General features: G+C 67.9%; 22 protein-coding genes, 2 pseudogenes and 1 riboswitch. Of the genes and pseudogenes, 19 read left to right on the forward strand and 5 right to left on the reverse strand.

All coding sequences use genetic code 11. The features are described 5' to 3' along the window. Window positions 1-174 precede the first annotated feature (174 nt). From ACZ6DT_RS35315 to ACZ6DT_RS35345, 7 genes are all read left to right on the forward strand, one after another. Window positions 175-792, forward strand: a complete 618-nt coding sequence (locus tag ACZ6DT_RS35315; RefSeq protein WP_465603396.1) for a YceD family protein — start codon at window positions 175-177, stop codon at window positions 790-792. 72 nt (window positions 793-864) lie between these two features. Continuing rightward, window positions 865-1047: a 50S ribosomal protein L32 gene (gene rpmF / locus ACZ6DT_RS35320; protein WP_005160412.1), complete on the forward strand. Its 183-nt coding sequence runs from the start codon at window positions 865-867 to the stop codon at window positions 1045-1047. A 15-nt stretch (window positions 1048-1062) separates the two neighbouring features. After that, a complete protein-coding gene (rnc, locus tag ACZ6DT_RS35325) occupies window positions 1063-1809 on the forward strand; it encodes a ribonuclease III (protein WP_465603398.1) in 747 nt (248 codons plus the stop codon). Window positions 1810-1889: 80 nt separating this feature from the next. Beyond that, window positions 1890-2750, forward strand: a complete 861-nt coding sequence (gene mutM, locus ACZ6DT_RS35330) for a bifunctional DNA-formamidopyrimidine glycosylase/DNA-(apurinic or apyrimidinic site) lyase (RefSeq protein WP_465603400.1) — start codon at window positions 1890-1892, stop codon at window positions 2748-2750. Window positions 2751-2819: 69 nt separating this feature from the next. Then, window positions 2820-3257: a helix-turn-helix domain-containing protein gene (locus tag ACZ6DT_RS35335; RefSeq protein WP_465603402.1), complete on the forward strand. Its 438-nt coding sequence runs from the start codon at window positions 2820-2822 to the stop codon at window positions 3255-3257. Beyond that, window positions 3258-3821: an ImmA/IrrE family metallo-endopeptidase gene (locus ACZ6DT_RS35340; RefSeq protein ID WP_465603404.1), complete on the forward strand. Its 564-nt coding sequence runs from the start codon at window positions 3258-3260 to the stop codon at window positions 3819-3821. Beyond that, a complete protein-coding gene (locus ACZ6DT_RS35345; RefSeq protein ID WP_465603406.1) occupies window positions 3818-5002 on the forward strand; it encodes an MAB_1171c family putative transporter in 1185 nt (394 codons plus the stop codon). Before ACZ6DT_RS35340 ends, ACZ6DT_RS35345 begins: the two co-directional genes overlap by 4 nt. Here ACZ6DT_RS35345 and ACZ6DT_RS35350 read toward each other — a convergent pair. Genes ACZ6DT_RS35350 through ACZ6DT_RS35365 form a run of 4 tightly spaced genes read right to left on the reverse strand, consistent with a single transcriptional unit; the run spans window position 4999 to window position 7325 of the window. Then, the gene (locus ACZ6DT_RS35350) at window positions 4999-5352 is read right to left on the reverse strand and encodes a DoxX family protein (RefSeq protein ID WP_465603408.1); all 354 of its coding nucleotides are present in this window, start codon (window positions 5350-5352) and stop codon (window positions 4999-5001) included. The two genes, ACZ6DT_RS35345 and ACZ6DT_RS35350, sit on opposite strands and share 4 nt — an antisense overlap. Window positions 5353-5380: 28 nt before the next feature. After that, window positions 5381-6067: an ABC transporter permease gene (locus ACZ6DT_RS35355; RefSeq protein ID WP_465603410.1), complete on the reverse strand. Its 687-nt coding sequence runs from the start codon at window positions 6065-6067 to the stop codon at window positions 5381-5383. Next, a complete protein-coding gene (locus ACZ6DT_RS35360; protein WP_465603413.1) occupies window positions 6064-6951 on the reverse strand; it encodes an ABC transporter ATP-binding protein in 888 nt (295 codons plus the stop codon). The genes ACZ6DT_RS35355 and ACZ6DT_RS35360 overlap by 4 nt, the downstream gene beginning before the upstream one ends. Next, window positions 6948-7325 (reverse strand): GntR family transcriptional regulator, encoded by a 378-nt coding sequence (locus tag ACZ6DT_RS35365; RefSeq protein ID WP_465603415.1) that lies wholly within the window; start codon window positions 7323-7325, stop codon window positions 6948-6950. Before ACZ6DT_RS35365 ends, ACZ6DT_RS35360 begins: the two co-directional genes overlap by 4 nt. Window positions 7326-7488: 163 nt before the next feature. Here ACZ6DT_RS35365 and ACZ6DT_RS35370 point away from each other — a divergent pair, with 163 nt between their 5' ends. The 3 genes and pseudogenes from ACZ6DT_RS35370 to ACZ6DT_RS35380 all read left to right on the forward strand — a co-directional run. Then, window positions 7489-7812 (forward strand): PadR family transcriptional regulator, encoded by a 324-nt coding sequence (locus tag ACZ6DT_RS35370; protein WP_005160429.1) that lies wholly within the window; start codon window positions 7489-7491, stop codon window positions 7810-7812. Beyond that, entirely contained in the window at window positions 7809-9056 is a 1248-nt protein-coding gene (locus ACZ6DT_RS35375; RefSeq protein ID WP_465603418.1) for a DUF1700 domain-containing protein, read from the forward strand. Before ACZ6DT_RS35370 ends, ACZ6DT_RS35375 begins: the two co-directional genes overlap by 4 nt. 453 nt (window positions 9057-9509) lie before the next feature. Further along, a pseudogene (locus ACZ6DT_RS35380) lies at window positions 9510-9661 on the forward strand (AraC family transcriptional regulator); the annotation flags it as partial. A 136-nt stretch (window positions 9662-9797) separates the two neighbouring features. On the opposite strand, the gene ACZ6DT_RS35385 reads toward ACZ6DT_RS35380, so the two are convergent. Continuing rightward, window positions 9798-10322 carry a YflT domain-containing protein gene (locus ACZ6DT_RS35385; RefSeq protein WP_465603420.1) on the reverse strand — a complete coding sequence of 175 codons (525 nt, stop codon included), beginning with the start codon at window positions 10320-10322 and terminating at the stop codon, window positions 9798-9800. A gap of 227 nt (window positions 10323-10549) precedes the next feature. On the opposite strand from ACZ6DT_RS35385, the gene ACZ6DT_RS35390 reads away from it, so the two are divergent. The 9 genes and pseudogenes from ACZ6DT_RS35390 to ACZ6DT_RS35430 form a co-directional block, all read left to right on the forward strand. Next, the gene (locus ACZ6DT_RS35390) at window positions 10550-11914 is read left to right on the forward strand and encodes a glutamine synthetase family protein (protein WP_465603422.1); all 1365 of its coding nucleotides are present in this window, start codon (window positions 10550-10552) and stop codon (window positions 11912-11914) included. Beyond that, window positions 11895-12608, forward strand: coding sequence for a gamma-glutamyl-gamma-aminobutyrate hydrolase family protein (locus tag ACZ6DT_RS35395; protein ID WP_465603424.1), 714 nt, complete (start codon window positions 11895-11897; stop codon window positions 12606-12608). The genes ACZ6DT_RS35390 and ACZ6DT_RS35395 overlap by 20 nt, the downstream gene beginning before the upstream one ends. Further along, complete coding sequence (locus ACZ6DT_RS35400; protein ID WP_465603425.1) at window positions 12605-13969, forward strand: aldehyde dehydrogenase family protein; 1365 nt, start codon at window positions 12605-12607, stop codon at window positions 13967-13969. The genes ACZ6DT_RS35395 and ACZ6DT_RS35400 overlap by 4 nt, the downstream gene beginning before the upstream one ends. Then, window positions 13970-14737 (forward strand): 3-oxoacyl-ACP reductase, encoded by a 768-nt coding sequence (locus ACZ6DT_RS35405; RefSeq protein ID WP_465603427.1) that lies wholly within the window; start codon window positions 13970-13972, stop codon window positions 14735-14737. Window positions 14738-15208: 471 nt separating this feature from the next. Next, window positions 15209-15309, forward strand: a riboswitch (glycine riboswitch). Window positions 15310-15352: 43 nt separating this feature from the next. Then, complete coding sequence (gene gcvP, locus ACZ6DT_RS35410; protein WP_465603429.1) at window positions 15353-18184, forward strand: aminomethyl-transferring glycine dehydrogenase; 2832 nt, start codon at window positions 15353-15355, stop codon at window positions 18182-18184. Window positions 18185-18192: 8 nt separating this feature from the next. Further along, window positions 18193-19284, forward strand: a complete 1092-nt coding sequence (gene gcvT, locus ACZ6DT_RS35415) for a glycine cleavage system aminomethyltransferase GcvT (RefSeq protein ID WP_465603431.1) — start codon at window positions 18193-18195, stop codon at window positions 19282-19284. Window positions 19285-19301: 17 nt separating this feature from the next. Further along, entirely contained in the window at window positions 19302-19679 is a 378-nt protein-coding gene (gcvH, locus tag ACZ6DT_RS35420; protein ID WP_465603433.1) for a glycine cleavage system protein GcvH, read from the forward strand. An 8-nt stretch (window positions 19680-19687) separates the two neighbouring features. Beyond that, window positions 19688-20971 (forward strand): serine hydroxymethyltransferase, encoded by a 1284-nt coding sequence (locus tag ACZ6DT_RS35425; RefSeq protein WP_465603434.1) that lies wholly within the window; start codon window positions 19688-19690, stop codon window positions 20969-20971. After that, window positions 20968-21095, forward strand: a pseudogene (locus ACZ6DT_RS35430) (lipoyl synthase); the annotation flags it as partial. The gene ACZ6DT_RS35425 and the pseudogene ACZ6DT_RS35430, both read left to right, overlap by 4 nt.

The following is a 21095-nucleotide window of genomic DNA, read 5'->3' on the forward strand; positions in this document are numbered from 1 at the left end:
CTCCATGTACGTACAGGGGATCTCCCCCCCCCCTCGCCCCTCCACCCCCCACCCGCGCAATACCCTCCCCCTCAATCAAAAACTCAAAAAAAACCCCCCCCCCCCCCCCCCGCACCGGAGCTTCGCGGACCGTGCCCGAAACCCGGTGGCGGGGACTGCGTACCCTGGTCACCGATGTCTGAGAACAAGTCGCCGCAGGCCAGGCCTGCGCAACTGGACGGCCGGAACCCGTGGGTGCTCGACACCCGCGAACTCGGCCGTCACGCCGGCCTGAGCAAGGCCGTCCAACGCGCCATTCCCGTCGAAACCGCGCTCGGTGTGCCCGACGTCATCACCATCGACGCCGGCTCCAGCCTGGAACTCGACCTGATACTCGAATCCGTCGTCGAGGGTGTGCTCGTCAGCGGTACGGCGTCCGCCGTCGCGACGGGGCACTGCTCGCGGTGCCTCGACCCGATCACGGAAGACGTCGAGGTCGACCTGACCGAGCTCTTCGCCTATCCCGGCTCCGCGACCGAGGAGACCACCGAGGAGGACGAGATCCCCCGCCTGGTGGACAATCGGATCGACCTCGAGCCGACGGTCCGCGACGCGGTGGTGCTGGCGCTGCCGCTGGCCCCACTGTGCACCGAGGACTGCCGGGGGCTGTGCATCGAATGCGGTGTCAAGTGGGCCGATCTCGAGCCCGGGCACGGGCATGAGAAGATAGATCCTCGGTGGGCCACGCTGGTGAGGCGTTTCGGCGACGAAACGGCCGATGACCAGGCTGATGGCCCCGGAAAGCAAGCCTGACGAGCACCAGCTCGTTCCGGAGAAGCAAGTTCGCTCGCGACCGCGGGCAGACCGTCTGAAGGAGATCTACTCGTGGCCGTCCCGAAGCGGAAGATGTCGCGATCCAACACCCGCGCGCGCCGCAGCCAGTGGAAGGCGGCTCCGGTTCAGCTGGTGCCCTGCTCCAACCGCGCCTGCAAGCAGCCGAAGCTCCAGCACATCGCGTGCCCGGCCTGCGGCCAGCACAACGGTCGCCAGGTCGTCGAGCCCGCCTGATCGGCGGCTGACGACATGGGGGGCAAATCGGCGGGTGGACCACCCGCAGACCCCGCACCACTGCTCGAAGCACTCGGGATCACGATCGAATCCGAGCTGTTGACGTTGTCGCTGACCCACCGTTCTTATGCTTATGAGAACGGTGGGCTGCCGCCGAACGAGCGCTTGGAGTTCCTCGGGGACGCGGTGCTGGGTCTGGTCGTCACCGACCACCTCTACAACACCCATCCCGACCTGGCCGAAGGTCAGCTCGCGAAGCTCCGTGCCAGCGTGGTCAACATGCACGCGCTGGCCAGGGTCGCGCGCGGCCTCGGCGAAGGCGGGCTGGGCAAGCACCTGTTGCTGGGCAAGGGCGAAGAACTCACCGGCGGCCGGGACAAGGCGAGCATCCTCGCCGACGGGCTCGAAGCCGTCATCGGCGCCGCGTACCAGCAGCATGGCATCGACATCGCGCGCAAGCTCGTGCACCACCTGTTCGACGGTCTGCTCGCCGAAGCGCCGCTGCGTGGCGCCGGACTGGACTGGAAGACCAGCCTCCAGGAGCTGACCGCGTCGGCCGGACTCGGCGTGCCCGAGTACAAGGTCGAGGACACCGGTCCCGATCACCGCAAGGAGTTCACCGCGACCGTCCTCGTCGGCGGGCGTGAACTCGGCTACGGCTCGGGAACGACCAAGAAGGAAGCCGAGCAGAAGGCCGCCGAGACGGCCTGGCGGCAGCTTTCGGCCGAACTCGACGTCGATCAGCCGCCGAAGACCACCTGAGTCCTGCTCCTCCTCGTGAGTGGTAAGAACGGTTCCCACCGTCGTTACCACTCACGAGGGGCAGTGGGAGAATCGGCGGCATGCCCGAACTCCCCGAAGTCGAGGTGGTCCGTGCCGGGCTCGAGGCGCATGTCTCCGGCCGGATGATCACCGAGGTCGAAGTTCTCCACGCTCGCGCGATCCGCCGGCACGAACTCGGCGCCGAGGATTTCACCGGACGGCTTTCCGGCATCGGGATCACCGCCGCCCGCCGTCGCGGTAAGTACCTGTGGCTGGAGCTTTCCGACGGGCAGGCCCTGCTCGCGCACCTCGGCATGAGCGGCCAGATGCTGGTCCAATCCGCAGAAGCGCCCGACGAGAAGCATCTTCGCGTGCGATTCCGCTTCGCTGACAATGGCCCCGAGCTGCGCTTCGTCGATCAGCGGACCTTCGGCGGTCTCGCGCTCGCGGAACTCACCGAGGCCGACGGAACGGCGTTGCCTTCCACCATCGCGCATATCGCCCGCGACCCGATGGATCCGCGGTTCGATCTCGACCAGGCCGTCCGCGCGCTGCGGTCGAGGCGGACCGAGATCAAACGCGCTCTGCTCGACCAGACCCTCGTCTCCGGTATCGGCAACATCTACGCCGATGAAGCCCTTTGGCGATCCAAGCTCCACTGGGCACGGCCCACCGAAAAGCTCACCGCGGCACAGGGCCGGACGGTCCTCACCGCCGCCGGCGAGGTCATGGCCGCCGCGCTCGTCGCGGGCGGGACGTCGTTCGATGCCTTGTACGTCAACATCAACGGGGAATCCGGGTACTTCGACCGCTCGCTCGACGCCTATGGCCAGGAAGGCCTGCCCTGCGGCCGGTGCGGAACCGCCATCCGGCGTGATCCCTTCATGAACCGCTCGTCCTTTTCGTGCCCCCGATGCCAGCCGCGTCCGCGCTTGAGGTGAAAACTGTCGTGTACGGCGCGGGTGTCGCGTCAACTAGCATGAACGGGCACGACATCGAGGGAGTGGGATGTGGCCGCGACCGAGCCCGGCAAGACGACGCTCGCCGAGAAGATCGACAAGCTGTTCCAGATCGTGCTGAGACCCGATCGTGAGCCGTACAGCCACGAAGAGGTCGCCAAGGCCTGCCGGGAAGCCACCGGTGAGAGTTTCTCGACGACGTACCTGTGGCAGTTGCGCACAGGTCGCCGCGACAATCCCACGAAACGCCACCTCGAGGCGCTCGCCCAGTTCTTCGGCGTCTCGCCGGCGTACTTCTTCGACGACGAGCAGAGCGCCAAGATCGCCGAGGAACTCGCGCTCCTCGGCGCCCTCCGCGACGCCGGTGTCCGAGATGTCGCGCTGCGGGCCGTAACACTTTCCCCCGGCGGACTCGACACCATCAGCGACATGATCGACGCGATCGCCCGCAGGGAATCCGGACGGGGCGGCACGAAGAAGGAGACGTGAGTGGACAGCCGCCGTAAAGAGCTGTGGCGCCGCTGCCGGAGTCTCGCCGACGGCGTCGCTCTTCCCGAACCCTTCGACGCCGAGGCCTTCACCGCGGAATTGGCCGCCGAACGCGGCCGCCCCATCGAGTTGATGCAGGTCAGTGTCCCCTCCAGCGGACCTTGCGGGCTGTTGATGAGCACCGAGCGCGCGGACTACATCCTCTATCCGACCAACACCACCGCCCTGCACCGGCGGCATATCCTCCTGCACGAGGTCGGCCATCTGTTGTGCGGCCATACCGGTTCGGACGCGGGCGCCGACGGGATCGCGCTCGACGCCGCCGCCAGCAAGGCCCTCATGCCGAACCTGTCTCCCGAACTCGTTCGCCGTGTCCTCGGCCGTACGAGTTACAGCGCCGTCGAGGAGCAGGAGGCCGAACTGCTGGCCAGTCTGCTCGCTCAACGCGTCGCACGGACGACTGTGCGCGCCGCGGCCCGTCTCGACGAGAGCGGGAGCGACCTCGCCGGCGGGATGGCCAGGGTCGATGACCTCTTCGGCAGCCGGAAACGGCGCCGGCCGTGACCGAGACCATCGCGTACTTCTGCTGCGTGGTGGCTTTCGCGGGCTTCGGGTACAAGCTGATCCAGGCCCGGCACACCCAGCCGCTGCGGCGGATGTGGTTCCTCAGCGCGTTCGGGATGTGCATCGCGGTCGGCATCATGCTGCTCACCCCGGCCATGGAGAACGCCGTCGGCGTCGAAGAACCCATCGGCAGCCTCCTGAACCTCGCGGCCGATCTGCTCAAGATCGGCGCGATGGCCTTCGCGGTCGCGTTCGCGCATTCGCTGAAACTGGGGGAGGGCAAGCGGATCGGATGGCACGCGCTGCTGTCCTGGTTCGTCGTGGCCGCCGAGATCGTGCTCTTCTTCCTCTCCGACAGCTACCGCGTCGGCGAGCACACCGCCGCCGGGCCGGGCAGGCTCGGCTGGTTCGTCGCGTACAACGTCCTCTTCCTCGTCTACGGTCTGATCAGCCTGCTGACCTTCTCGATCGTCTTCGCCCGCTTCGCGCGCCACGCGGATCCAGGCCCGCTTCGCCTCGGGCTGTGGCTGCTCGTCGGCGGCGGGGTCGCCGCACTGGGCTGGACCTTCTGGGACGTCGACGACATCTACATCCTCGCCACCACCGGCGAGGTCAACGCCGGTGAGGAAACCGTTTCGTCGATCCTGGCGGCGCTGAGCGTCGGGCTCGCCGGGGCGGGCGCGACGCTCAGCGTGTGGGGGCCCGCGCTGGCCACCCCGTTCCGCCTGATCGGCACGTACCGGACGTATCGCCGGATCGAGCCGTTGTGGACCGCGTTACGCGACGCCGTCCCGGGAATCGCGCTGGACCCGGGTCCCGGTATGCCGGGCGGTGTCGAGTTCGCCTTGTACCGCAGGGTCATCGAGATCCGGGACGGCCATCTCGCGCTGCGTCCCTACTTCGATCCGGACGTCCCGCCGGTCGCGGAAGCCGAGGCACGCAAGGCGAAGATCCCCGAATCCCGCGTCCCCGCGACGATCGAAGCCGCGGCCTTGGCCGCCGCGCTCGTCGCCGCCGAGGCGGGCCGCCGGTACGCCCCCGACGACGTTCCGGCGACCTACCTCGACGAGCCGGACATCGCCACCGAAGCGGCGTGGCTGGTGGAGGTCACGCGCGCCTGGCAGCGATCCGCCGTGGTCGGGCGCATGCGCGACCGAGCCCGGGAAACGCTTGCCGCCTAAGCCGAAACGATCGCGGTGACGGCGGCCGCCGCCGAGACCAGCGCGAGCCAGCCGGGCGGGGCGACGTCCTTGATCCCGTCACCCGCCCGCGCGTGCGAGACGGCCGCACCGATCAGCAACGCCATCAGGCCGATCGCCGCGGCGATCCCGATCGGCGACCAGAAGAATCCGGCCACCAGGCCCGCCGCCCCGGCGATCTCGAGAGCGCCGATCCCCTGGATCTCCCGGACCGAGAAGCCGAGCCTCTCGGTCCGGGAGATCAACGACGGTTGACGCAGGACCTTCGCCACCCCCAGTACGGCGAAGATCGCGGCCAGCAGGACCGACACCACCACATGAGTCACGGCCATCACAGAACTCCTTGATATGTAAGGACTTTCAGACGGTGACGCGGCGCATTGTGGCGAATCCGCCGGCACCCGCGACGCAGACCAGCAGGGCGAGCACACCGGTCACGCCGCCGACGGTCAGTGTGCTGAAGAACGTGCCGAGTTTCGGCCAGGAATCGGTCCAGCTGAGCAGCAGTACCCCGCCCAGCAGCACCAGGACCTGCGCGGCGCCGAAAAGGACCAGACCCACCACCGCGGCACGCCGGTAGATCAAGCCGTACCACATGCCGTAGACGAACATCAGCGTCAGCAAGACGAACGAGGTGAGCAGGGTCAGATACCAGGGGCCGTCGAGCAACCAGGGCACCCGGAAGTAGTTGAGGCTGAACCCCCAGCCGCCGGTGGCCTCCTCGATCGCCTGGAACACGACGATCCCGACCGAATACAGCGCGGACAAGCCGGCGATCAACAGGACGGTGCCCAGGTAATACGACCGCCTCGAGACGCCGAGCGCGAGGCCGAACGGCAGCGACTTCGTCATGCTCAAGGCGCCGCAGACGAACAGGAACACGAAAAGCGTGAACAGGCCACCGGAGTAGTTCTCCTTGTCCTCACGCAAGGTCGCGAAGATGGCGAGATTCACCAGGAACGCGAAGAGTGTGACGCCGACCGGAAGGACGAGGTACTGAAGTCGGTCCACCAGGTGGTAGCGCGCGACGTTGACGAGGGTGTTCATGCGGACGCCTCCTCTGCGGTCTGTCCGTGGGAGGTGTGCACCATCAATTGCTGCAAGGACAACGGTTCCAGCTTCAAGTGCAGGGCGTGCGCCCGCGCCTTCGCCGCCGCGTCGAGTGCGTCGGCGACGGTGACCGAAGCCCGTGAACCGATCTTGCGACGGTGCAGCACCCGGCGGCCGGCGACGAAGTCGTCCACCGCGAGGGCGGGTCCGCTGACCGTGGCGGCCGAGCCCCGCAGTTCGTCGGCGGGCGCGTCGAGCACCACGCGGCCCTTGTCGATCATCACCACGTGCTCCAGCAGATCCGCCACCTCGTCGATCAGGTGTGTGGAGAGCAGGACCGTGCGCGGATGAGCCGAATAGTCGTCGAGCAGCCGGTCGTAGAACAGCTGGCGCGCGACGGCGTCGAGGCCCGCGTACGGCTCGTCGAGGAGCGTGAGTTCCGCCCGTGCCGCCAGTCCGATCGTGATCGACAGTGCCGAGCGCATCCCTCGCGAGAGCTTCTTGATCGGGCGCTTCGTCGGCAGGTCGAAGTCGCGGAGCAGCGTGTCGGCCAGTTCCGCGTCCCAGTTCGGGTAGAACCACGACGCCGCCGAAAGGGCGTGCCGGACCCTGAAATCCGGGAACTGCTGGTCCTCGCGGACGAGCACCAGGCGCTGGAGCACGCGCTCGTTCTCCACCGGGTTCTCGCCGAATACGCGTACCGAGCCCGTGCTGGCGAACTCCTGCGCGGTGACGATGCGCAGGAAGGTGCTCTTGCCCGCGCCGTTGCGGCCCAGCAAGCCGGTGATCTTGCCTTCTTCGATGTCGATCGAGACCTCGCCGAGCGCGAGGTGGTCGCCGTAGCGCCGGGTCAGGCCGGTGGTCGAAATGGTCGGCGTCATGCGGCGGGTCCTCCGTTCCGGTGTTCGTTCCCGCGGATGAGCGAGATCAGGGTTTCGTCGTCGATGCCGAGGCGTCGCGCTTCGATGAGCATCGGGTCGAGGTACTGCTCGGCGAACCGTTGCCGCCGGTCGGTGAGCAGCTTCTGCCGCGCGCCACCGGCGACGAACATGCCGATACCGCGCCGCTTTTCGAGCAACCCGTCATCGGCGAGCACGTTGATCCCCTTGGCCGCCGTCGCCGGATTGATCCGGTAGAAGGCGGCGAGTTCGTTGGTTGACGGCACGCGTTCCCCCTCGGCCAGGCTTCCCTCGGCGATGTCGTCGGCGATCTGTTCGGCGATCTGCACGAACAGGGGCGTTCCTTCGTCGAGCACGACACCTCCGTTCCCAGTCTTCGCGCACCCGTGCCGGGTGCGGTGGTTCATTACTGGACTAAGTAACCCATGAACCATTCCTGGACGCAAGTAGGTTCCGCCGTGCGCACTACTGTGCAATGCGTGGTACCTTCTGTTGCGCAAGACTGGGAGGGACGCGACTGTGGAGATCAGTCAGCTACTTAAAGGCGTGCTGGACCTCGCCGTTCTCGCGGTACTTCGCGGTGAGGACGGCTACGGCTACGACGTGCTCCGAAGACTTCGCGTCGCCGGATTGCAGGAAGTGGGCGACGCATCGGTCTACGGGACGCTCCGGCGGCTGTACAAGGCAGGCCTGCTGACGTCGTACGTGGTGCCGAGTGAAGAAGGCCCGCACCGCAAGTACTACAGCCTCAACGAACCGGGTCGCCAGCGCCTCGAAGAGTCGGGGCAGACCTGGCGGACTTTCGCCACGACAATGAACAGCCTGTTGGGAGAGGCAGCATGAGCACGCAGAATCCGACCGCCGTGCGGGTGTATCTGGCGAGGGTCAGGAGCGCGCTCGCCGACCTTCCCGAGAGCGAAGTCGAGGAGATCCTCGAAGACGTCCGGCCCCATCTCGCCGAGATGGAGGCGGAACTGGGCGAGAACCCCAAGGTCGACGCCTTGATCGAGCGTTTGGGCAGCCCCGAGAGCTACGCCGCCGAACTGAGGGCGTCGGGCGGCTATCCGCCGCGTCCGGCCGACACGGACGGCAAGACCACCGTGCTGAAGGCGAAGACCGGGATCGGCGGAGCGCGGTTCGCGTTGTGGGGCCTGGTTTTCTCCGTCGGCGGGTTCGCGTTGTTCGGCTTCGCGGCCGCGGTGCTGGTGCGGGTGGAACCGTTGCTGGGCCTGCTTTTCATCGCACCCGTGCTCGCGATCAGCGTCGCCTACGTCGTCCGCAAGGGCGTCGCCCCGATCGCGGCACTGCCCGAGGTGGTCAAGCTCCGCGAAACCGCGGACTCGTTCCAGAACGACCGGAACAGCAAGGGGCTGAACTACTTCCGCACGCTCAAGCCGGCGTGGTGGGTGCTGTGCGCGGCGGTGCTGGTCGTGTTCGGTCTGCTGCTCATGCTTCGCCACACCGAGGCCGTTTTGCTGCTGCCGCTGATGCTGCTGGCGGCCGTCGCCGTGATATGGGCGGGGCCGAGGTTGAAGGCCGACCGGCGGCTGCTGTGGCTGGCCGTGCCGATCTCGGCGTTCGTCATCGGCAGCATGCTCGGCGGTGCGGGCGCGGCGGTCGATCTGATCGCGAACCGGTCCTACGGCAACAATTCCCCCAACAGCGGCTACACGCCGGGCTACAACGACAACTACGGTAATCCGCAGTTGATGTACGGCAGCCAGGACGTGGAGAACATCTACGCTTTCGACGCCGAAGGCAAGCCGCTGACCGGGATCTACCTCTACGACGAGAACGGCCGTCCGCTCAGCACGACGCGGTACGCCTGCGAGAGGAGCACGGGCGACAAGCGGAAGATCGGCGACGACAACCGCTACCCGCGTCCGCGGCTCGAGCGCGGAGTGCAGGACAACGAGGGAAACCTCAACGGCTACAACGGTTCCCGCGGCTACTGCCAGGAGCGGACCGACGTCCCGTTCAGCGCGGCGATCCCGAAGGGCGCGCCGGTGCCGCCCACCACCCCGGTCGCCCCGCCGTCGTCCACCTCGGTGGCGCCGCCGCCGAACTCCACCCAGCCGACGCGCTAGGTGGCCCGGGTGGAGGCGGCTGTCGGGGGCGCCTCCACCCGTCTCGCGCCACTTGGGGCCCTGGAGTACGTGAAGGACCCCTTCATTGCGTCTAGTGCCAGGGTCCCGACAAAGTCGCATAACCACTGGTCAAGTGGGTGTTGTGGTGACAGAGGCGAACTCGTCACAGTCGCCTGACATCTTTCTTGACTGTCCACAAAACGTACATAAACGCATCAATGGACATCCAGTGACTGGATAGTGTCCTTTGTGGACACTTGACGCTTAAGGCACCTTGTCATCCGCCCCGTTGGAAGTCCAGTTCGAATCACCAGAAGCGCCACCCGCCAGCAGCTATGCGACTTTGCCGGAACCCTGGCGTCTAGCGCAGTGAAGGACCCCTTCACGCACTCGGTCGTCGTGGCTTGTGGGGCGCGCGTAGGTGATGCTGTGAGCGTGGAGTACGTGTCCAGAGTGCCCCGACCGCCGCTGAACGGGCTCTACAACCTGGAGGGTGCGCCGCCATACGCCCGGCTGACGCTGCCGCCGGCGCCGTCGGCGTGCACGTCAAGCCGTGGGGGCCGGCGCCGTTCCCGCCGATGCCCGCGGTCGAGCTGTGTGACCGCTACCGGTGCTTCACCTGCGCTATCGGGTGCGCCGCTGACCGGCGCCCGGAGGGCTCACCCCATGGCGTTTCGTCCTCTGAATGCGGTAGTTGGGAACGCGAACTACCGCATTCAGAGGACGAAACGCGGAAAGGCGTCAGTGGGTGAACGCGCTCCTGGCGGCCAGGTCGGCGAGCAGGGCGCGGCCCTTCTCGGCGTTGCGCGGCTGGGCCAGGACGTCGTAACGCCGGGCGACCAGCTGGCTCTGCGAGATGAACCCGCGCTTGTTCTTCGAAGCCGCGTACCCCAGCGCGCCGAACAGCAGGTTGAACGCGATACCGCCGACGAGGCCGACGAGGATCGGCACCAGTCCGGCGCCCGGGTTCAGCAGGCTCAGCACGAGGCCGAGGAACATACCGAAGATCGCGCCCGACAGGGCCGAGCTGGTCAGCACCTTGCTCCAGCCCATCCGTCCGGCGATCCGCTCGACCAAAACCGGCTCGACACCGACGATGGTGACGTCCGTGATCGGGAAGTCCGTTCCCGCGAGGTGGTCGACGGCACGCTGCGCTTCGGAGTACGACTCGTACGAGCCGATCGGCCACCCACTGGGCATCGTCGGGAGCTGAGCCCGCCCCTGGGGATCGGTGAACGTGGTCTGCTGCGTGAATGCCTGTGTCATTCCTTCTCACCTCTCTTGATCCGTACAACGTTCCGGGTGTGCGGATCTCCTCCCGTTCGGCGGGATTCACAGCATCTTCTCAGCCGGGCATCGCAGACAATCCGCCCAGGGATCAACTACAGTCCGCAATGGGTAACGAATCAGACCATTGGTCGAGTTGACCGTGGAGGGCCGACCCGGTAGGAAGAAGCCGCAAAGGTACCGCTTCGAACCTTTAGGTGAGGCTGATGGCGAACAGGCGCGGCATGCTCACGCTGGATCGGCTCCGGGAACTGGTCGAGGACGGTGCCGTCGACACGGTGCTGGTGGCGATCACCGACATGCAAGGCAGGCTGCAGGGCAAACGCTGCGCCGCCGAGTACTTCCTCAACGAGGTCGTCGAGCACGCCACCGAAGCGTGCAACTACCTGCTCGCCGTCGACGTCGAAATGAACACCGTCGACGGCTACGCGATGTCGTCCTGGGAGACCGGCTACGGCGACTTCGTCCTGCGCCCGGACTTCGACACGCTTCGCCTGCTTCCGTGGCAGGAGGGCACCGCGCTCGTCCTCGCCGACCTCGAACGGGTGCAGGGCGGCGCCGTCGCCCCTTCGCCGCGCCAGATCCTGCGCGGTCAGCTCGACCGGCTCGCCGCGCGTGGTCTCGTCGCGTACGTCGGGACCGAGCTGGAGTTCATCGTCTTCGACGACACCTTCGAATCGGCCTGGGACAAGCGGTATCAGGACCTTCGCCCGGCCAACCAGTACAACGTCGACTACTCGATGCTCGGCACCTCGCGGATCGAGCCACTGCTGCGCCGCATCCGGAACGACATGGGCGGGGCGGGGCTGTACGTCGAGTCGGCCAAGGGCGAGTGCAATCCCGGTCAGCACGAGATCGCGTTCCGCTACGCCGACGCGCTGACCACCTGCGACAACCACAGCGTCTACAAGACCGGGTCCAAGGAGATCGCCGCGCAGGAAGGCAAGAGCCTCACGTTCATGGCGAAGTACGACGAACGCGAGGGCAACTCCTGCCACATCCACATCAGTCTGCGCTCCACCGAGGGCGAGCCCGTCCTGGCGGGCGACGGCCCCGGCGGGTTCTCGCCGCTGATGGAGCACTTCCTCGCCGGCCAGCTGGCCGGGCTGCGTGAGCTGACCTATTTCCTCGCGCCGAACATCAACTCCTACAAGCGTTTCGTCCCCGGGAGTTTCGCGCCGACAGCCGTCGCGTGGGGCACCGACAACCGCACGTGCGCGCTCCGCGTCGTCGGGCACGGAGACTCGCTCCGCACCGAGAACCGGGTCCCCGGCGGCGACGTGAACCCGTACCTCGCGGTGGCCGCGCTGATCGCGGCCGGGTTGCACGGCATCGAGAACGAACTGGAGCTGGAGCCGGAATTCCACGGCAACGCCTACGGTTCCGGCAAGCCGACCGTGCCGACGACCCTGCGGGAAGCCGCGGCGCTGCTGGACGGGAGCGAGCTCGCCAGGACCGCGTTCGGGGACGAGGTCGTCGATCACTACCTGAACGCGGCGAAGGTCGAGATCACCGCGTACGACGCCGCCGTCACCGACTGGGAGAGGATCCGTGGCTTCGAACGGCTGTGACCCCCTCATCGGTTTCACCTCCTACCTGGAGCCCGCGAAGTTCCTCGTCTGGGAGACCGAAGCCGCGCTGCTGCACCGGGTCTACGTCGACGGGATCGTCGCGGCGGGCGGGATCCCGGTCCTGCTGCCCCCGGTGAGCGGGGCACACGATCGGCTGATATCCGCCGTGGACGGTCTCGTGCTGGTCGGCGGCGCCGACGTCGACCCGGCCCGCTATGGCCAGGAACAGCACGCGATGACGTACACGAGGCCGAACCGGGACGCGTTCGAGTTCGGCCTGCTGCGGTCCGCTTTGGCCGCGCGCAAGCCGGTTTTGGGCGTGTGCCGGGGTTTGCAGGTGCTCAGCGTCGCGCTGGGCGGCACACTCGCCCAGCACCTGCCGGACACTCTGCACAGCGCGGATCACCAGCCCGCGCCAGGGACCTTCGGCACCACCGCGGTGACGCTCGCCGAGGGCAGCCGCGCCGCGTCGATCCTCGGCACCGAGACCAAGGTGCCCTGTTACCACCATCAGGCGATCGACAAACTCGGCGACGGGCTGGTCCCGGTCGGCTGGGCGGCGGACGGGACCATCGAGGCGGCCGAACTGCCCGGCGAGGGGTTCGTACTCGGTGTCCAATGGCATCCCGAACAGAATTCCGACGACATCAGGCTTTTCGAGGCGCTGGTGAAAGCTGCGAAGGAGAGAAAGTGACCGGGTTTGAGGTGATCAACCCAGCCACCGAAGAGGTGGTGAGGTCGGTCGAACTGACCTCGGCCGAGGAGACCGACGCGGCGATCGCCCGCGCGCACGCGGCGTTCCCCGCCTGGCGTGCGGTGGCCCCCGGCGACCGGGCGCGGCTGTTGCGCCGGTTCGCCGACGCGGTCGACGCCGACATCGAGAACCTCGCCGGGCTGGAGGTCGCCAACGCGGGCCACACGATCGGGAACGCGCGCTGGGAAGCGGGCAACGTCCGCGATGTGCTGACGTACTACTCCGCGTCGCCCGAACGGTTGAGCGGCAAGCAGATCCCGGTGCCCGGCGGGGTGAACATGACGTTCCACGAGCCGCTCGGCGTGGTCGGGGTGATCGTGCCGTGGAACTTCCCGATGCCCATCGCGGGCTGGGGATTCGCGCCCGCGCTCGCCGCCGGGAACACCGTCGTGCTGAAACCCGCCGAGCTCACTCCGCTGACCGCGATCCGCCTCGGCGAACTCGCCCGTGAGGCGGGGATCCCCGAAGACGTCTTCCAGGTACTTCCCGGCAAGGGATCCGTGGTGGGCCAGCGGTTCGTGGACCACGCCGCGGTGCGGAAAGTGGTGTTCACCGGCTCGACCGAGGTCGGCAAGCAGATCATGGCCGGCTGTGCCGCGCGGGTGAAACGGGTGACGCTGGAGCTCGGCGGCAAGAACGCGAACATCGTCTTCGCCGACGCCGACCTGGAGAAGGCCGCGGCCACCGCGCCGTACGGCGTCTTCGACAACGCGGGGCAGGACTGCTGCGCGCGGTCGCTGATCCTGGTGCAGTCGAGCGTGTACGAGAAGTTCATGGAGCTGCTGGAACCCGCGGTGAACGGTGTGGTGGTGGGGGATCCGCGGCTGGAAGTGACCGAGATGGGGCCGCTGATCTCGGCGGGGCACCTCGCGAAGGTGTCGTCCTATGTGGACGACGCCGCGCCGGTGGCGTTCCGGGGCAACGCGCCGCTGGGGCCGGGCTACTGGTTCCCGCCGACCGTCGTCACCCCGCCGGATCTGCGGCATCCGCTGGCCTCGGACGAGATCTTCGGCCCGGTCGTCGCGGTGCTCCCGTTCGACGGGGAGGCGGACGCGGTGACCATGGCCAACGACACCGAGTACGGCCTGTCCGGCTCGATCTGGACTCGCGACGTCGGCCGCGCCTTCCGCGTCGCGCGTGGCGTCGAAGCCGGGAACCTTTCGGTGAACTCGCATTCGTCCGTCCGGTACTGGACGCCGTTCGGCGGGTTCAAGCAGTCCGGGCTCGGCCGCGAGCTCGGTCCGGACGCCGTCGACGCCTTCACCGAGACCAAGAACGTCTTCATCAGCACGGAGGATTGAATGGTGCAGCGTTTCGAAGGCCGCGTCGCGGTCATCACCGGCGGGAGCAGCGGCATCGGCCTCGCCACCGCGCGGCGGCTGGCGAGCGAGGGCGCGAAGGTCGTCATCGGCGACATCTCCGCCGAGGCGGGCAAAGCCGCGGCCGACGAGGTCGGCGGCCTGTTCGTGCAGGCCGACGTCACCGATGTCGAGCAGGTCGATGCCCTCTTCCAGACCACAGTGGACACTTTCGGGTCGGTCGACGTCGCGTTCAACAACGCCGGCATCTCCCCGCCGGAGGACGATTCGATCCTGACCACGGGTATCGACGCGTGGGAGAGGGTGCAGAAGGTCAACCTGACCTCGGTGTACCTGTGTTGCAAGGCCGTGCTGCCGCATATGCAACGGCAGGGCAAGGGCTCGATCATCAACACGGCGTCGTTCGTCGCGGTGATGGGCGCGGCGACTTCGCAGATCTCCTACACCGCTTCCAAGGGCGGGGTGCTGGCGATGAGCCGGGAACTGGGCGTCCAGTTCGCGAGGGAGAACATCCGGGTCAACGCGCTGTGCCCGGGTCCGGTGAACACCCCGCTGCTGAAGGAACTGTTCGCGAAGGACCCCGAGCGGGCCGCGCGGCGGCTGGTGCACGTGCCGGTCGGGCGGTTCGCCGAGCCGGAGGAGATCGCCGCGGCCGTCGCCTTCCTGGCCAGCGACGACGCCTCGTTCATCACTGCTTCGCAGTTCCTGGTGGACGGCGGGATCTCGGGCGCCTACGTCACCCCTCTGTGACGCGCTCGCGCTGTCCGTGAAGGCCTCCTTGAGGGACCCAGGGTCCCTCAAGGAGGCCTTCACGGACTTGGGCCGCCTCGTCACTCGTCCCGGTGGCTGGGGAGGCGGGCCGCTGAGCTGCGTTGCTCCGCCATGGTCGCGACCTCGAGATGACGCGCATATGCGCCGAGACCGGTGGCACCATCACCGCGAAAGAGGAACGCGTGACTCGCGTGATCAGACCCGTAACTCCCGTGATCAGACCCGTAACTCGCGAGTTCCGCCGCTGATCACGCGAGTTACGGCTCCGAGCACGCGTGTCCCGAGTGACGTCGTCGGGCGGAAGTAGACGCGCGTCGAACCCGCCAGGTACGGTGTGCGCACAACTACAGACAGGGCCGTTGAGCTGGAGCGGGAGAGCCCTCACGAACGTGGTGGGGCACCGAAGGAGCAAACTCCCCGGAATCTCTCAGGTACTCACTACCGCTTCCGCGAGGCCACTCTGGAAAGCAGGCGCGCAAGTGCGCCTCACCCAAGGTGAAAGCCGCATCACATGCGGTGAAACTCTCAGGTGCCATGACAGAGGGGGAGTTCCCGGCGCACCGGTCTATCCGGCGCCTGACCCAAGGAGCTCCCTTGACCAGTACGTCCTTCGACGACCGGCACATCGGCCCCTCGGAGTCCGAGCAGGCCAAGATGCTCGCCGAGGTCGGCTATGGCAGCCTCGACGCCCTGGTGCAGGCCGCCGTGCCGTCCGCGATCCGGGTCACCCGTGACCTGGAGCTTCCCCCCGCCGCGTCCGAAGAGGACGCCATCGCCGAGCTTCGCGCGCTCGCCGCGCTCAACAAGCCGATGACGCAGATGATCGGCCTCGGCTTCCACGACACGGTCACCCCGGCGGTCATCCGCCGCAACGTGCTGGAGAACCCGGCCTGGTACACGGCGTACACGCCGTATCAGCCGGAGATCTCGCAGGGCCGTCTCGAAGCGCTCCTCAACTTCCAGACCATGGTCTCCGAGCTGGCCGGTCTCACCACCGCGAACGCCTCCTTGCTCGACGAGTCCACCGCGGTCGCCGAGGCCGTCATGCTGATGCGCCGCGTGTCGAAGGCGAAGTCGAACAAGGTGGTCCTCGACGCCGAGTGCCTGCCGCAGACCATCGCCGTCGTCCGCACCCGCGCCGAGGCCATGGGCGTCGAGGTCGAGGTCCGTGACCTGCTCACCGGCTTGCCGGACGAGTTCTTCGGCGTCGTCGTCCAGTACCCGGGTGCTTCCGGCGTGCTGCGCGGCGCGGGCTTCTACTCCGCCATCTCCGAGACCGCGAAGGCCGCGGGCGCGTTGTACACCGTCGCCGCCGACCTGCTCGCCCTCACACTGATCACCGCGCCGGGTGAGTTCGGCGCCGACATCGCCGCCGGTTCCACCCAGCGCTTCGGCGTCCCGCTCGGTTACGGCGGGCCGCACGCCGGCTACATGGCCGTCCGCGCCGGGCTCGAGCGTTCGCTGCCAGGCCGCCTCGTCGGGGTCTCGGTCGACGCCGACGGCAACCCCGCGTACCGCCTCGCCCTGCAGACCCGCGAGCAGCACATCCGCCGCGAGAAGGCGACCTCCAACATCTGCACGGCGCAGGTGCTGCCCGCCGTGCTCGCCGCGATGTACGCGGTGTACCACGGTCCGGACGGCCTCAAGCGCATCGCGACCCGCGTCCACGAGCTGACCGCTGGCTTGGCTGATGCTCTGCGCGCGGGCGGCGTCGAGGTCGTCCACGAGGGCTTCTTCGACACCGTCCTCGCCCGCATGCCCGGACAGGCCGAAGCGGTCGTCGCGGTCGCGCGCGAGAACGGGATCAACCTCGGCCCGGTCGACGCCGACCACGTCCGCGTCGCCGTCGACGAGGTCACCACGCCCGCGATCATCGCGAAGGTGCTCAACGCGTTCGGCGTCGACACTCCGGCAGCCGAGGCCCAGGCGCTGCCCGCCGGCTTGCAGCGCGAGAGCGAGTACCTCACGCACGAGGTCTTCCACTCGCACCGCTCCGAGACCGCGATGCTGCGCTACCTGCGCAGCCTGTCCGACCTCGACTACGCGCTCGACCGCGGCATGATCCCGCTCGGCTCCTGCACGATGAAGCTCAACGCCACCACCGAGATGGAGCCGATCAGCTGGCGCGAGTTCGCGGGTATCCACCCGTTCGCCCCGGTCGAGGACGCCGAGGGCTACCACGTCCTCGTCGAGCAGCTTTCGAGCTGGCTGGCCGAGGTCACCGGTTACGACAAGGTGTCGTTGCAGCCGAACGCCGGTAGCCAGGGCGAACTCGCCGGACTGCTCGCGATCCGCGCGTACCACCACGCCAACGGTCAGGCCGAACGCGAGGTCTGCCTGATCCCGTCGTCCGCGCACGGCACGAACGCCGCTTCCGCGGTCATGGCGGGCATGCGCGTCGTTGTGGTCAAGTGCACCGCCGAGGGCAACGTCGATCTCGACGACCTGCGTGCCAAGGTCGAGACCAACCGCGACACGCTGTCCGCGATCATGGTCACGTACCCGTCCACGCACGGTGTCTACGAGCACGGCATCGACGAGCTGGCCAAGATCGTGCACGACGCGGGCGGCCAGGTCTACGTCGACGGCGCGAACCTCAACGCCCTGCTCGGTCTCGCCAAGCCGGGTGAGTTCGGCGGCGACGTCTCGCATCTGAACCTGCACAAGACCTTCTGCATCCCGCACGGTGGCGGCGGCCCCGGCGTCGGCCCGGTCGCGGTCCGCGCGCACCTCGCGCCGTACCTGCCCAACCACCCGATGTTGGAGAAGGCGGGCCCCGAAACCGGTGTCGGCCCGATCAGCGCCGCCCCGTACGGCTCGGCGTCGATCCTGCCGATCTCCTGGGCGTACGTCCGCATGATGGGCGCGGGCGGGCTCACCGCCGCGACGCAGGTCGCGGTTCTAGCCGCGAACTACGTGGCCAAACGCCTCAACCAGCACTACCCGGTGCTCTACACCGGCCAGGACGGCCTGGTCGCGCACGAGTGCATCCTCGACCTGCGCGGGCTCACCAAGGAGACCGGTGTCAGCGTCGACGACGTCGCGAAGCGCCTGATCGACTACGGCTTCCACGCGCCGACCATGTCGTTCCCGGTCGCGGGCACACTGATGGTCGAGCCGACCGAGTCCGAGGACCTGGGCGAGATCGACCGCTTCATCGAGGCGATGATCGCCATCCGCGCGGAGATCGACGCCGTGGCGCAGGGCCGGTGGGCCGCGGACGACAGCCCGCTGCGCAACGCCCCGCACACCGCGGAGACCCTGGTCGGTGACTGGGACCTGCCGTATGACCGCGAACTGGCGGTGTACCCCGCCGGAGTGAATCGCAAGGCCAAGTACTGGCCCCCGGTGCGCCGCATCGACGGTGCGCGCGGGGACCGTAACCTCGTCTGCTCCTGCCCGCCGCTCAACGCCTACGAGAACTGAGGCACTTGATGTCGAAAGAGACGTCCCTGCACGGAGTCCACAAAGGACTGGGTGCGTTGTTCACCGACTTCGCGGGCTGGTCGATGCCGATCCGCTACAGCAGCGAACTGGCGGAGCACAAGGCGGTCCGCGAGGCCGCGGGCCTGTTCGACCTCTCCCATATGGCCGAGATCGAGGTGACCGGTCCGCAAGCCGCTGCCGTCCTCGACTTCGCGCTGGTCGGCAACCTGTCCGGCGTCAAGCCGGGCAGGGCGCGCTACACGATGATCTGCGACGAGAACGGCGGTGTGCTGGACGATCTGGTCGTCTACCGTCTCGCCGACGAGAAGTTCCTGGTCGTGGCCAACGCGGGCAACGCCTCCGTGGTCGCGGAGGCTCTGGCCGAACGGGTGTCCGGATTCGACGCGGTCGTCGAGAACAAGTCCGAGGACGTCGCGCTGATCGCCGTCCAGGGCCCGAAGGCCGTCGAGATCCTCGGCGCGGTCACCGACGCCGACCTCGGCGCGCTCAAGTACTACGCGAGCGTCCCGGCCGTCGTGAAGGGGCACGACGTCCTGCTCGCCCGCACCGGGTACACCGGCGAAGACGGCTTCGAGCTGTACGTTCCGGCCGGTGAAGCCCCCGCCGTCTGGCGCATCCTGACCGACGCGGGCGAGCCGCACGGTCTGCTCCCGGCCGGTCTCGCCTGCCGCGACACCCTCCGCCTCGAAGCCGGGATGCCGTTGTACGGCAACGAACTCAGCCTCCAGCTGAGCCCGTTCGAAGCCGGTCTCGGCCGCGTCGTCAAGTTCGAAAAGCCCGATGACTTCGTCGGCAAGGCCGCCCTCGAGGAACTGTCCAAGAAGGACGTTCCCCGGGTGCGCGTCGGGCTCAAGGGCTCCGGCCGTCGCGCCCCGCGCCACGGCTACACCGTCCTGGCGGGCGAGACCGAGATCGGCGAGGTCACCAGCGGTGCCCTCTCGCCGACCCTGGGTTACCCGATCGCCATGGCCTATGTCGACCGGGAGCACGCCGAGCCCGGCACCGAGCTTTCCGTCGACATCCGGGGCCGTATCGAGCCCGTCGAGGTCGTCGCCCTGCCCTTCTACTCCCGCGCCTGAAAGGCCCTTGAACCACCATGAGCATCCCCCAGGACCTGAAGTACACGAAGGAACACGAGTGGCTCAACGTCGCCGACGGCGTCGCCACCGTGGGCATCACCGCCTTCGCCGCCGAGTCGCTCGGTGACATCGTGTTCGTCCAGCTTCCCTCGGTCGGCGACACCGTCACCGCGGGCGAAGTGTTCGGCGAGGTCGAGTCGACCAAGTCGGTCAGCGAGCTGTACGCGCCCGTGGACGGCGAGGTCGTCGAGGTGAACGAGGCCACAACGGACACCCCCGAGCTCATCAACTCGGACCCGTACGCCGAAGGATGGCTCCTGAAGGTGCGTCTGTCCGGCGACGTGCCCGCTCTGCTCGACGCCCAGGCGTACGCCGTCCTGACCCAAGAGGACTGAGAACTGACATGTTCAACGCCACTCTGTTCAATTCAAGCCTGTCCGAAGTGGACCCCGAGGTCGCCGTGGCCGTCGCCGCCGAACTCGACCGGCAGCAGTCGACCCTGGAAATGATCGCCTCGGAGAGCTTCGCCCCGGTGGGCGTGCTCGAGGCGCAGGGGTCGGTGCTGACCAACAAGTACGCCGAGGGGTACCCCGGCCGCCGTTACTACGGCGGTTGTGAGCACGTCGACGTCATCGAGCAGCTGGCGATCGACCGCGCGAAGGCCTTGTTCGGCGCCGAGCACGCCAACGTCCAGCCGCACTCGGGCGCGCAGGCCAATGCCGCCGCCATGGTCGCGGTGCTCAACCCCGGCGACACCATCCTCGGTCTCGACCTCGCCCACGGCGGGCACCTGACCCACGGGATGAAGATCAACTTCTCCGGCAAGCTCTACAACGTCGTCGCCTACCACGTCGACAAGGAGACCGGGATCGTCGACGTCGAGGAGATCGAGCGCCTCGCCAAGGAGCACAAGCCGAAGCTGATCATCGCCGGCTGGTCGGCGTACCCGCGTCAGCTCGACTTCGCCGAGTTCCGCCGCATCGCCGACGAGGTCGGCGCGAAGGTCATGGTCGACATGGCACACTTCGCCGGTCTCGTCGCGGCCGGGCTGCACCCCAGCCCGGTGCCTTACGCCGACATCGTCACCACGACCACGCACAAGACCCTCGGCGGCCCGCGCGGCGGCATCATCCTGTGCCGCCAGGAACTCGCCAAGAAGATCAACTCGGCGGTGTTCCCCGGTCAGCAGGGCGGTCCGCTGGAGCACGTCATCGCCGCCAAGGCCGTCGCGCTCAAGATCGCCGCGAGCGAGGAGTTCCGCGAGCGTCAGCAGCGCGTGCTCGAAGGCGCGAAGATCCTGGCCGACCGCCTCTCGCGTACCGACTGCTCCGAAGCGGGTGTCCGCGTGCTGACCGGCGGCACCGACGTGCACCTCGTGCTCGTCGATCTGGTCAATTCCACTCTGGATGGTCAGCAGGCCGAGGACCGGCTGCATTCGGTCGGCATCACGGTCAACCGCAACGCCGTCCCGTTCGACCCGCGCCCGCCGATGGTCACCTCGGGCCTGCGGATCGGCACCCCGGCGCTGGCGACCCGCGGCTTCGGCGCGGAGGACTTCGCCGAGGTCGGTGACATCATCGCCGAGGCGCTGCGCCCGGACTTCGACGAGGATCTGCGCCAGTCGCTGTCCGCCCGGGTCGAACTGCTGGCCAAGAAGCACCCGCTGTACGCGGACCTCAACCGATGAGCGCGGTCCCCGAGGGGCGCAAACTTCTCCGGCTCGAGGTCCGGAATTCCCAGACTCCGATCGAGAAGAAGCCGTCGTGGATCAAGACGCGCGCGCGGATGGGTCCGGAGTTCACCGAACTCAA

Source organism: Amycolatopsis sp. NPDC041971 (assembly GCF_055588925.1).

Excerpts from the sequence above, each read along its gene's own strand:
- gcvT (WP_465603431.1), top strand. The coding sequence starts at position 18,193 with ATGTCGAAAGAGACGTCCCTGCACGGAGTCCACAAAGGACTGGGTGCG.
- rnc (WP_465603398.1), top strand. The coding sequence starts at position 1,063 with ATGGGGGGCAAATCGGCGGGTGGACCACCCGCAGACCCCGCACCACTG.
- ACZ6DT_RS35405 (WP_465603427.1), top strand. The coding sequence starts at position 13,970 with ATGGTGCAGCGTTTCGAAGGCCGCGTCGCGGTCATCACCGGCGGGAGC.
- ACZ6DT_RS35375 (WP_465603418.1), top strand. The coding sequence starts at position 7,809 with ATGAGCACGCAGAATCCGACCGCCGTGCGGGTGTATCTGGCGAGGGTC.
- ACZ6DT_RS35315 (WP_465603396.1), top strand. The coding sequence starts at position 175 with ATGTCTGAGAACAAGTCGCCGCAGGCCAGGCCTGCGCAACTGGACGGC.
- ACZ6DT_RS35425 (WP_465603434.1), top strand. The coding sequence starts at position 19,688 with ATGTTCAACGCCACTCTGTTCAATTCAAGCCTGTCCGAAGTGGACCCC.
- ACZ6DT_RS35360 (WP_465603413.1), bottom strand. The coding sequence starts at position 6,951 with ATGACGCCGACCATTTCGACCACCGGCCTGACCCGGCGCTACGGCGAC.
- ACZ6DT_RS35385 (WP_465603420.1), bottom strand. The coding sequence starts at position 10,322 with ATGACACAGGCATTCACGCAGCAGACCACGTTCACCGATCCCCAGGGG.
- ACZ6DT_RS35390 (WP_465603422.1), top strand. The coding sequence starts at position 10,550 with ATGGCGAACAGGCGCGGCATGCTCACGCTGGATCGGCTCCGGGAACTG.
- mutM (WP_465603400.1), top strand. The coding sequence starts at position 1,890 with ATGCCCGAACTCCCCGAAGTCGAGGTGGTCCGTGCCGGGCTCGAGGCG.
- ACZ6DT_RS35355 (WP_465603410.1), bottom strand. The coding sequence starts at position 6,067 with ATGAACACCCTCGTCAACGTCGCGCGCTACCACCTGGTGGACCGACTT.
- gcvH (WP_465603433.1), top strand. The coding sequence starts at position 19,302 with ATGAGCATCCCCCAGGACCTGAAGTACACGAAGGAACACGAGTGGCTC.
- ACZ6DT_RS35350 (WP_465603408.1), bottom strand. The coding sequence starts at position 5,352 with ATGGCCGTGACTCATGTGGTGGTGTCGGTCCTGCTGGCCGCGATCTTC.